General features: G+C 70.1%; 9 protein-coding genes. All 9 read left to right on the forward strand.

Annotation, left to right across the window (positions count from 1 at the left end; all coding sequences use genetic code 11):
- Positions 1 to 187 precede the first annotated feature (187 nt).
- Entirely contained in the window at positions 188 to 883 is a 696-nt protein-coding gene (locus PSH03_RS07770) for a hypothetical protein (protein ID WP_210786820.1), read from the forward strand.
- A 149-nt stretch (positions 884 to 1,032) separates the two neighbouring features.
- A complete protein-coding gene (locus tag PSH03_RS07775; protein ID WP_210786807.1) occupies positions 1,033 to 1,497 on the forward strand; it encodes a DUF948 domain-containing protein in 465 nt (154 codons plus the stop codon).
- 30 nt (positions 1,498 to 1,527) lie between these two features.
- On the forward strand, positions 1,528 to 1,833 hold the full coding sequence (locus tag PSH03_RS07780) for a hypothetical protein (protein WP_091401860.1): 306 nt from the start codon (positions 1,528 to 1,530) through the stop codon (positions 1,831 to 1,833).
- Positions 1,830 to 4,508, forward strand: coding sequence for an alanine--tRNA ligase (alaS, locus tag PSH03_RS07785; RefSeq protein ID WP_238688681.1), 2,679 nt, complete (start codon positions 1,830 to 1,832; stop codon positions 4,506 to 4,508). The genes PSH03_RS07780 and alaS overlap by 4 nt, the downstream gene beginning before the upstream one ends.
- 72 nt (positions 4,509 to 4,580) lie before the next feature.
- Positions 4,581 to 5,039 carry a Holliday junction resolvase RuvX gene (gene ruvX, locus PSH03_RS07790; RefSeq protein WP_238688682.1) on the forward strand — a complete coding sequence of 153 codons (459 nt, stop codon included), beginning with the start codon at positions 4,581 to 4,583 and terminating at the stop codon, positions 5,037 to 5,039.
- Entirely contained in the window at positions 5,039 to 6,238 is a 1,200-nt protein-coding gene (mltG, locus tag PSH03_RS07795; protein WP_238688683.1) for an endolytic transglycosylase MltG, read from the forward strand. The genes ruvX and mltG overlap by 1 nt, the downstream gene beginning before the upstream one ends.
- A gap of 245 nt (positions 6,239 to 6,483) precedes the next feature.
- Positions 6,484 to 7,311: a shikimate dehydrogenase gene (locus PSH03_RS07800; protein ID WP_210786822.1), complete on the forward strand. Its 828-nt coding sequence runs from the start codon at positions 6,484 to 6,486 to the stop codon at positions 7,309 to 7,311.
- A 268-nt stretch (positions 7,312 to 7,579) separates the two neighbouring features.
- Positions 7,580 to 9,286, forward strand: a complete 1,707-nt coding sequence (locus tag PSH03_RS07805; protein ID WP_210786815.1) for a glycosyl hydrolase — start codon at positions 7,580 to 7,582, stop codon at positions 9,284 to 9,286.
- Positions 9,287 to 9,508: 222 nt separating this feature from the next.
- Complete coding sequence (locus tag PSH03_RS07810; protein ID WP_238688684.1) at positions 9,509 to 11,446, forward strand: hypothetical protein; 1,938 nt, start codon at positions 9,509 to 9,511, stop codon at positions 11,444 to 11,446.
- Positions 11,447 to 11,494 lie beyond the last annotated feature (48 nt).

Genomic DNA, 11,494 nt, shown 5'->3' on the forward strand with positions numbered 1-11,494 from the left:
CCGTGCCGCCGGACGTGCCCTGCCTCCGAATCGGGAGCCCGGCCGTGCCGAGCCGAGCGGTGTCGCGCCCGTGCCTCCGCCCGGACGCGGCGGCGAGCCCGTCGGCGTGGCCCGGGCCGCCGCCGCGGTGCCCGCCGTGTCCGGCCCGGTGGACCGGCCGGAACCGGACCCCTCCGACGGGCCGGCGCTGCGCTCGGCCGGTCAGGACGCGCCGGACGACGACGCCGCACCGGGTGCCCGTTCCGAGGAGCGCCGGCAGACCCGTGAGCGACGCCGTCTGCGCGCGGCGGTGTTGGTGCTGGTCAGCGTCGTGCTGCTCGGCGCGGTTCCGCTCTTCTTCGGCGTCCGCACGCTGAGCCGTGACCCGGTCTTCGACAACCTGGACCAGCTCGGTGTGCCCGCCTGGGCGGCCGCGAAGACGGTCGACGACGTCAGCGGCAGCCGCTGGTGCCTGCTCGACTGCCGGCTGCGTGAGCGCACAGTGACCTCGGAGAAGGCACCCAAGGAGACGGCGCAGGTCTACGAGGACGCGCTGCGCCGCGACGGGTGGCAGCCGTGGAAGGTGAGCCGCTGCCCGGAACAGCAGACGAAGGGCAGCTACACCTGCTGGCGTCGCGACGAGTTGACCCTCGACCTGTGGGTACGCGAGCCGACCTGTGTGCCGCCGCCGGTGGACGGCGAGCCGGCGGTCGTGCCGTCCGACGACCCGTCGGCCGCTGCGACCGACTGCACCGGCTCGTTGGTGTCGGTGAAGGTGCGCAACGCGATCGACGACGAGCGGACCAGACCGCAGCCGACCACCGACCCGTCACTGACCGGTGAGGATCCGTTCCCGACGGTCAGTGCGGATCCGCTGGGTGAGCAGACACCCTCACCGTCCTGAGCCGGTCTCCATCACGGACGGTAGGGTCTGGGGCTGGCGGGCACGCCCGCTACCGGTGACCGCCGGCGGCTCGGCGGCCGGTACGGGTGGCATGGTTGTGCGTTCCGGGGACGTCGGGTCCTGCGGAACTCTGCTTGAGGAGGACAGGCGTGGGCGACATTGGAGCGATCGCGGCGCTGATCGCGGCATCCGCGTTCGCGGTGCTGGTGCTCATCCTGACGCTGCCCATCCTGCGGCTGCGGCACACGGTTGACGCCACCACCCGCATGATCAACGACCTGAACGACCGGACCGCACCGCTGCTCGGTGACGTGAACACCACTGTGAGGAACGTCAACACCGCGCTGGAGCAGGTGCAGACCTCGCTCGACGGTGTGAACCTCCAGCTGGCGAAGGTCGACACCATGACCAGCCACGCGCAGAACGTCACCGCCAACGTGGCCAACCTGGCCACCGTCGTCTCCGCCGCGGCAGCCAACCCCCTGGTCAAGGTGGCCGCGTTCGGCTACGGCGTGCGTAAGGCCGCCGCCGGCCGCCGGCACGCCGAGACCGAGCGCGAGGTACGCGACACCATCAAGCAGCAGCGACGGGCCGCGCGACGCGGCAACAGCTGACCGGCCCGGCGCACCAGGAGGTAGCGGGACATGAGGCGCTTGTTCTGGCTCGGCATCGGGGTTGCCGTCGGGGTGATCGTGGTCCGCAAGGCGACCCGGACCGCGCAGGCGTACACGCCGGCGGGCATCGCCAGCTCGCTGACGGAATCCGCTGGCGGGCTCGTCGAGTCGCTGCGTAGTTTCGTGGAGGACGTCCGGGTCGGGATGGCCGAACGCGAGCAGGAGATCCACCACGCGTTCGCCCAGGGCGAGGCGTTCGACGACAAGTTCGCCGACCTGCGGGAAGACCCGCGGATCGGCGATCGAGAAATCTTTCCGGAGGAACACCAGCGATGAAGACGGCGGAGATCAAGCGGCGGTACCTCGCGCACTTCGAGGCGAATGGCCACACCGTGGTGCCGTCCGCTCCGCTGCCCGCCATCAGCGACCCGAACCTGCTGTTCGTCAACGCCGGCATGGTGCAGTTCGTCCCGTACTTCCTGGGTCAGCAGACGCCCGCGTACCAGCGGGCGGTCAGCGTGCAGAAGTGCCTCCGCACCCCGGACATCGACGAGGTCGGTAAGACCAGCCGGCACGGCACGTTCTTCCAGATGAACGGCAACTTCTCCTTCGGCGACTACTTCAAGGCCGGCGCGATCCCGCTCGCCTGGGACCTGGTCACCAAGTCGCAGGCCGACGGCGGGTTCGGGTTGGACCCGGAGCGCGTCTGGCCGACGGTGTACCTCGACGACGACGAGGCGTACGAGATCTGGCGGTCGGTGGGGGTGCCCGCCGAGCGGATCGTGCGCCGGGGCAAGGCGGACAACTTCTGGTCGATGGGCATTCCCGGGCCGTGCGGTCCGTGCTCCGAGCTGTTCTACGACCGGGGCCCGGAGTACGGCCGCGAGGGCGGCCCGGCGGTCGACGAGGACCGCTACATGGAGTTCTGGAACCTCGTCTTCATGCAGTTCGAGCGGGGTCCGGGCACCACCAAGGACGACTACCCGATCCTGGGTGACCTGCCGGCGAAGAACATCGACACCGGCATGGGCCTGGAGCGGATGGCCTCGATCCTGCAGGGTGTCGACAACCTGTACGAGATCGACGAGGTTCGGCCGATCCTGGCGCGGGCGGCCGAGCTGACCGGTAAGCGCTACGGCGCGCACTCCGGGCATGTGGCCAGCGAGTCGCACCCGGACGACGTCCGGCTGCGGGTGATCGCGGATCACGTGCGTACGGCGCTGATGCTGATCGGCGACGGCGTGACCCCGAGCAACGAGGGTCGCGGGTACGTGCTGCGCCGGATCATGCGCCGGGCGATCCGGTCGATCCGGCTGCTGGGTTGGCAGGACCGGGCGCTGCCCGAACTGCTGCCGGTGGCGCGGGACTGCATGGCGCCGTCGTACCCGGAGCTGGCGACCGACTTCGACCGGATCGCGGATTACGCGTACGCGGAGGAGGAGGCGTTCCTGTCCACCCTGCGGGCCGGCACCACGATCCTGGACACCGCGATCGCCGAGACCCGTACGGCGGGCGGCTCGGCGCTGTCCGGGGCGAAGGCGTTCCAGCTGCACGACACCTACGGCTTCCCGATCGATCTGACCCTGGAGATCGCCGCGGAGCAGGGCCTCGCTGTCGACGACGAGGGGTTCCGGCGGCTGATGGCCGACCAGCGGACCCGGGCGAAGGCGGACGCGCAGGCCCGTAAGACGGGGCACGTCGACCTGTCGGCGTACCGGTCGGTGCTCGACGCGGGTGGTCCGGTGACGTTCACCGGGTACAGCGAGGTGTCCCGCGAGTCGACGGTGCGGGCGCTGCTCGGCGCCGACGGCCCGCGTCAGGCGGCGACCGAGGGCGACACCATCGAGCTGGTGCTGGACACCACCCCGTTCTACGCCGAGGGCGGTGGGCAGCAGCCCGACCAGGGCATGATCACGGTTGGTGGCGGGCAGGTCGAGGTGCTCGACGTGCAGCAGCCGGTGCCCGGTCTGATCGTGCACCGCGCCCGGGTGATCCGGGGCGAGGTACGCGCCGGTGAGGCCGGCTTCGCCGAGATCGACACGACGCGGCGTCGGGCGATCTCCCGGTCGCACACCGCCACGCACCTGGTGCACCAGACCATGCGCAACTTCCTGGGGGAGTCGGCCACGCAGGCCGGGTCACTGAACGCCCCCGGTCGGCTCCGGTTCGACTTCAACACCCCGACCGGGGTGTCGCCGAGCGTCCTGCGCGACGTGGAGCAGCAGGTCAACGAGGTGCTCCTGGCCGACCTGGAGGTGCACGCCTTCATCACCTCGTTGGAGGAGGCGCGGCGCATCGGCGCGATGGCGCTCTTCGGCGAGAAGTACGGCGAGGAGGTGCGGGTCGTCGAGGTGGGTGACTACGCCCGGGAGCTGTGCGGCGGCACGCACGTGGCCCGCTCGGCCCAGCTCGGCCTCGTGAAGATCCTCTCCGAGTCGTCGATCGGCTCCGGTGTCCGCCGGGTCGAGGCGCTGGTCGGCATGGACGCCTTCGGCTTCCTGGCCAAGGAGCACCTGCTGGTCTCCCGGCTGGCCGAGCTGTACCGGGTGCCGAACGACCAGGTCGCCGACCGGGTGGAGCAGACCGTCACCCAGCTTCGGGACGCCGAGAAGGAGCTGGAGAAGCTGCGCGCCCAGCTGGTGCTGGGTGGCGCGGCGGCGCTCGCGGCGCAGGCCAAGGACGTGCGCGGGGTCGCGTACGTGGGCACCGAGGCGCCGGAGGGCGCGGCCGGCAACGATGTGCGCACCCTGGCCCAGGAGATCCGCGGCAAGATCGACCCGGCGCGGCCGGCGGTCGTGGCGGTGGCGGCGCGGTCGAACGGCAAGGCGTCCCTGGTGGTGGCGGTCAACGCGGCGGCGCGCAGCCGGGGCCTGGCCGCGTCGGATCTGGTGAAGGCGGCGTTCTCCGGGCGCGGCGGTGGCAGCCCCGACCTGGCCCAGGGCGGCGGTCTGCCCGCGGCCGAGGCGCCGAACCTGCTGCTCACCGTCGAGAAGGCGATCACTGAGGCGTGACAGGTCATCACTGTGAGTCAGGGCGGGCCGATTGGTCCGCCCTGGTTCGTACCCGGCTGGCGGTGACCGTCGGTGGCTGAGCTGAAGCGCGGTGTGCGGATCGGCGTGGACGTCGGTCAGGTGCGGGTGGGCCTCTCTCGCTCGGATCCGGACGGGATCTTGGCAACGCCGCTGGTCACCCTGGCCCGCGATCTCACGGCGGCGCCGGACGCGGTGCCGAGCGACCTGGCCGAGCTGGCCGCGTTGGTGGTCGAGCACGAGGCCGTCGGGGTTGTCGTCGGCCTTCCGGTCAATCTCGCCGGCAAGCACGGTCCTGCGGCCGTCCATGTGAAGGCGTACGCTGACCGACTGGTCGATGTGATAGCGCCGGTCCCGGTAACGCTCACTGACGAGAGGATGTCGACCGTGGTCGCTTCTCGTAGGCTTGCCGAGCGTGGCGTCAGAGGTAAACGTCAACGTGCGGTTGTCGATCAGGCGGCCGCGGTGGAGATCCTGCAGAGCTGGCTGGACGCGCAGCGGAGGCGGACGTAATGATCGACGATCTGGATCTTGGGTTCGACGAGCCGGAACGGGGGGAGAAGGGTCGGCACCGGCGCGGCTTCCGCAAGGGCAAGGGCAAGGGCGGGTCCGGTGGCGGCCGGGGCAAGACATTCCTGGCTCTGTTGATGGCCCTGCTCCTGTTGGGCGGCATCGGCGGCGGCGCGTTCTACGGCTTCGACCGTATCCAGAACTACTTCGTCACCCCCGACTACGACGGCAGCGGGGCCGGTGAGATCACCGTCGAGATCAAGAACGGCGCGCTGCTCGCCGACATGGCCGACGCCCTGGTGGCGGCCGACGTGGTGAAGAGCCAGAAGGCCTTCATCGAGGCGGCCGAGGCCAACTCGCGCAGCAAGAACATCCAGCCGGGCACGTACAAGCTGCGCAAGCAGATGAGCGGCGCGAACGCCGTGACCGCGATGCTCGACCTGAAGAACAAGATCGTCAACGGGCTGACCATCCCCGAGGGCCGCACGAGCTTCAACATCTACAAGCTGCTCTCCGAGAAGACCAAGATCCCGGCCAAGGACTTCCAGGCCGCCGCCAAGGACCCGGAGGCGCTCGGTGTCCCGGATTGGTGGTTCACGCGCGGCGACGGCAAGAAGAGCGTCAAGTCCATCGAGGGCTTCCTCTTCCCGGACACGTACGAGATCCCGCCGAAGTCCACGGCCGAGAGCATCCTCAAGCTGATGGTGAACCGCTTCCTGTCGGTGACCGGGGAGATGAAGTTCGCCGACCGAGTGCAGGAGGAACGCAAGGTCAGCCCGTACGAGGCGCTGATCGTGGCGTCGCTGGCCCAGGCCGAGGCGGGTAACAAGGACGACCTCGGCAAGGTCGCCAGGGTCGCCTACAACCGCGCGTACGGCGAGTTCGACTGCAACTGCCTGGAGATGGACGTCACTGTCAACTACTACCTGGAGTCGATCGGTAAGCCGACCAAGTCGTCCAAGCAGATGACGGTGGCCGAGCTCGACGACCAGAAGAACCCGTACAACCGCAAGCTGCGGGGCATGATCCCCACCCCGATCAACAACCCCGGCAAGCAGGCCCTGGAAGGGGCGATGGACACGCCGCCGGGCAAGTGGCTCTACTTCGTGGCGATCGACGACAAGGGCCACTCCGCGTTCGCCGAGACGTATGAGCAGCACCAACGCAACGAGAACAAGGCTCGGGAGGCCGGCATCATCTGACCGGCCGAGTCACGCCGTAAAGGCTCCCTTGTTCAAGGTTTGACTTTTTCGATCGGCACTTCCGTCCCGGGAATGCTTTCGCCAACGTCGATGGGGTCGAGCGATAACCCGGTCGCCCGGGGTGGCCGCGGAGCCGGTTCCCTGGTGCCCGGGCCGGGGCGCTGGGTACTGTCGATCCCGACGTGCGCGGGAGAGCGGGGAAGCGATGTCGACAGTGATCGGGCCACCGGCCGCGACCGGCGGTGATCGTGTCGACCCGTAGGGCCGCGGTGCTGGGCAAGCCGATCGCGCACTCCCTCTCTCCGGTGATCCACACCGCCGGTTACGTCGCCGCCGGGCTGACCGGGTGGTCGTACACCCGGATCGAGTGCGCGGCGGCGGAGCTGCCGGATCTGGTCGCCGGCCTGGGCCCGGAGTGGGCCGGGTTGTCGGTGACCATGCCGGGCAAGGAGGCGGCGCTCGCCGTGGCCGACGCCGCGTCGCCGGTCGCCGCCGCCGTCGGCGCGGCCAACACGTTGGTACGCCGTCCGGACGGCTCCTGGTACGCGGACAACACCGACGTCGCCGGCATGGTGCGGGTGCTCACCGACGCTGGCGTGAGCGCCGGTGCCGCCGTGACGGTGCTCGGCGCCGGCGGGACGGCCCGCGCCGCGCTCGCCGCCGCCGCGCAGCTCGCCTGCTCGTCGGTGACTGTGGTGGCCCGCCGACCCGAGGCGGTCGACGAGCTGCGCCCGGTGGCCGGCGCGGTGGGCGTCGCGCTGACGCCCGCCCGATGGGCCGATGCTCCCCGGCAACTCGCCGCCGCCGACGTGGTCGTCTCCACGGTGCCGAAGGGGGTCGCCGACCCGCTGGCCGGCGCGGTGGCCTGGCGGCCGGGCGCGGTGTTCTTCGACGCGCTCTACGACCCGTGGCCGACACCGTTGGCGACCGCCGCCGACGCCGCCGGTTGCCGGATCGTCTCCGGCCTGGACCTGCTGCTGGCCCAGGCCGTCGGGCAGTTCGAGCAGTTCACCGGCGTCACTGCGCCGAGGGCGGCGATGGCTGCCGCGCTGACTGCCGCTCGCGCCGGCTGACGGACCGGTCAGACGGTCCGGCCGCGGTCGCCGATAGTCGCCACACGTTCCGGAAGCGCTTCCAACGCCTCCCGTTGACTCCGCGCGTGCTCCCCGGGCAAGGTGTGTGGCGGGCTTCGGTAGCGCCTGCGGCCAGAGGCCCCGATCTCCCCGAGGCGGTTTCTTAGCTGACGGTTAAGACGCGCTTACGGAAAACTGTCCTACCTGCCACATGTCCTGGTCATCGATACGCTGCTCACCGTTACGGACGCAGACACAGGGAGTTTCCTTGACCAGGCACGGACTGCACCGCATCACCCGGTTCCGTTCTGGACCCCGGCGTAAGGCGATTGCCATCGGCGTGGTCGGCGGTTCGGTGGTGGCCGGCATCGTGGCGACCATGATGCCGCTGCTGGCCAGCGACGACCTGTCGATCCGGGCGGCGGCCGACACCACCGCCACCGCGGTGTCGCAGGACGGTGACAACGCGGCCAAGTCGACGCTGGCCACCTGCGCGACGCGCTGCGACGGCAACCCGCGCGGTGGCCGCCAGGCGGTCATCGAGTTCGCGGTGACCACGGTGCCGGCCACCGCGGTCAACATCCGGGCGACGCTGCGGGTGCACGCCTGGCAGCAGTTCGCCGCCACGGTGACGGCGCACGCCTCGCCGCTGAGCGCCCGCGAGTCGCGGCCGCCGCTGACGTCGGCCGGTGCCGCACTGGACAGCGTGACCAGCGTGTCCAAGGGCTTCAACGAGTGGGACGTCTCCAAGCTGGTCACCGGCAACGGCACCTGGACGGTCTCGTTGGCGCAGAGCGGCCTGGAGAGCCGGGTCTACTGGGCGTCGGTCGAGAACCGCAACCCGGACCTGCGACCCAGCCTGCTGATCAGCTACGACCTCGGGGCCCGGCCTTCGCCGGTGACGCCCACCCGGCCGGCACCGCCGCCGTCGCCGAGCGCGTCGCCGACCACCGCCGCGCCGAAGCCGTCGCCGACCATCGCTCCGACCCGGACGGCGACGCCGAGCGCCAGCGGCACCCTCCCGTCCGGCAAGTGTGGGTCCGTCTCGGACAAGCTCGTCCCGTCCTGTGGCGCGTGGTGGGGCATGTACTCGCCCGCCGGGGCGGCCGGCGGCTGGGACCACGGCAAGGCCGTCACCGACGTGGAGACGCAGGTCGGGCGCAAGTTCGACATCGTGCACCGCTACCACGACTTCTCCAACGCCGGCAGCAACGGCGCGTTCCCGGACGTGTACGAGTCGCAGCAGATGCGCGAAGGCCGGTTGATGTTCTTCGCCTGGGAGTCGCGTGACTTCTCCGCCGGCACCACCCTCAAGTGGTCGGACGTCTACGGGGGTAAGCAGGACGACACCATCGACGCGGTAGCGGGCCGGATCCGCGCCGCCGGCGTGCCGGTCTTCATCGGCTTCGACCACGAGCCGGAGGACGAGCCGAACAAGGGCAGCGACGCGGACTTCGTCCGGGCCTGGCGCTACGTGCACGAGCGGTTCGCCAACGCCGGTGCGACAAACGCGGTCTGGGTCTGGACGATGATGGGTTGGTCCGGGCACTACTCCCGGTACGCCGGCCTGTACCCCGGTGACCAGTACGTCGACTGGGTGGCCTACGACCCGTACAACTTCCACGTCTGCAACGGCAGCACCGTGTGGAAGAGCCCGAGCACGACGGTCGGTGGCTTCTACCGGTGGCTGGACGACAACGGCATCGGCGCGGGCAAGCCCCGGATGCTCGCCGAGTTCGGCACCAACTTCAACTCCGCCGACCCGGGCGCCAAGCAGCGCTGGTTCCAGGAGTTCCCGGCGGCGCTGAAGGCGCACCCGAAGATCAAGGCGGCGATCTACTTCAACTCGGCCGGTATGACCAGCCGCACGTCGACCTGCGACATGACGATGAATCACGACGCGTCGGCGGTGGCCGGCTTCAAGCAGGCCGGACAGGACCCCTACCTGCGGCAACCCACCGGAGGTAACCGCTGACGTTCGAAACGGGCTGACCGGACGGCGTTCGCCGGGGGGTCGGACATCCGATCCTCCGGCGTTCTGTCGGCTTGCGGATTCATGCACCGCCCAATCGGCGGATTTTGTTAACCAGGCTGGACGAGGCACGCTACCTCGGGTTCTCATCCAATCTGGAGGCGCAGCGTGCCCAAACTCTCGCACTTGTGGCGTTTTGCAGGACGACGTCGTACTCCGGCGGGGATGGTCGCGTTGGCGATCGTCGCCGCAGCTCTGGGCGTGCCCACTACCGCGTCGGCCGCTGTGGTGCCGGTCCCGGCCACGGCGACCCTGGTGTCGGCGAACCCCGCCGACGCGACCCCGCACGCCCGAGACGGTGAGACCCGTGCCTTCGCGCAGGTGGGCGACACGGTCTTCGTCGGCGGCAGCTTCACCCAGCTCCGCCAGACCGCCAGCTCCGCGTGGATCACGCAGCGCTACCTCTTCGCGTACGACCGGACCACCGGCACCATGTCGACCACCTTCCTGCCGGTGCTCGACGGCGCGGTCAACACGCTCCTCGCCGGCCCCGGCGGCACGCTGATCGTCGGCGGCACCTTCAAGAACGTCAACGGCGTCTCCCGGAAGAACCTGGTGGCGCTCAACCCGTCGACCGGCGCGATCATCGACAGCTGGGTCGGGCGTTCCGACGGTGGCACGGTCCGTGACCTGGCGCTGCACGGCAACTGGCTGTACGTGGCCGGCGCGTTCAACTGGCTCAACGGCACCGCGCACGCCGGTCTCGGCCGGCTCAACGCGACCACCGGCGCGATCGACCCGAGCTTCAGCATCGACGCCACGGTGGGACGGCACAGCACCACGTCGTACGTCTGGACCATCGACGTCACGCCGGACGGCGACACCCTGGTCGTCGGCGGCAACTTCACGCTCGTCAACGACCTGCCGCGTAACCAGATGGCGTTGGTGGACGTCTCCGGGACTCCCACCGTGCTCGACTGGAGCACCGACAAGTTCGTTCCGCCGTGCGCCTCGCCGACGACCTTCGTGCACTACGTGCAGGACGTGAAGTTCGGTGCCGACGGCACCTGGTTCGTGGTCGGCACCAACGGTGGCGGCGGCTGGCCGGCCGCGTACTGCGACGCCCTGGTGCGCTTCGAGACCGCCGCGCGGGGCTCTGGCCTGCTCGCCACCTGGGTCGACTACACCGGCAACGACACCATCACCTCGGTCGAGGTGGCGGACAACGTCATCTACCTGGGCGGGCACTTCCGCTGGGTCAACAACCCGAACGCCAGCGACAGGGCCGGCACGGGCGCTGTCGACCGGCTCGGCATCGCCGCCGTCACCCCGGCGACCGGTATGCCGGTGAACTGGAACCCGCGTCGGAGCGGCAGCGCCTCGATGCCGTCGGGCACCAGCAACTGGGGTTCGTCGGTGCCGGTGCTCTGGCGCGGCTCGGACGGCCTCTACTTCGGGCACAACTCCGACGGCATGGGCGAGGAGTACCACGGCCGGCTCGGCATGTTCCCGCTCGCCGGTGGACGCACCTTCACCCCGAAGAACCCGCCGTCGGCCACCACCGGCAACCTCTACGTGGGCACCGCCTCGGGCACCGTGGCGAAGGTGCCGTTCGACGGCACCACGCTGGGCACCGCGACCAGCGTCAGTCAGCCCGCGTACACGGCGGCCGGCGCGACCTGGCGGGTGGACGACCGGATCTACTGGTCGCACACGGTGGCCGGCACGCCCACCGGCAGTCGGATCGACATCTCGCTCTTCAACGGAGGCGCGATCGGCTCGCCGTGGGAGGCGTCCGGCTACAACGACTGGTACAACCCGGCGTTGCTGACCGGCGCCTTCTTCCTCGACGGCCGGCTCTACTACACCCGTACCGGGGCGAACAACCTCTACTACCGCTACTTCGAGATCGACGGCAACTACCTGGGCGCCACCGAGTTCGCCCTGCCGACGACCGGCGTGACCTGGTCCACGGTGCGGGGCATGGCCTGGGTGGGCGGCCGGATCGTCTACGGCTCCACCGACGGCGCGCTGCGGAGCGTGCCGTTCGACCCGACGGCCGCGCCGAGCGCCGCGGTCGACGGCACCACTGCGACAGTCATCAGCAGCGCAACGCCCGAGTTGTCCTGGTCTACCCCATCGACATTCTTCTCCGTACAGTAAGGGTCAACCGTTCGTAACGGAGCATCGGTAGATTGTTCACGTTGGGCC

The sequence above is a fragment of the Micromonospora salmantinae genome (genome assembly GCF_022230905.1).
Classification (GTDB): Bacteria; Actinomycetota; Actinomycetes; order Mycobacteriales; family Micromonosporaceae; genus Micromonospora; species Micromonospora salmantinae.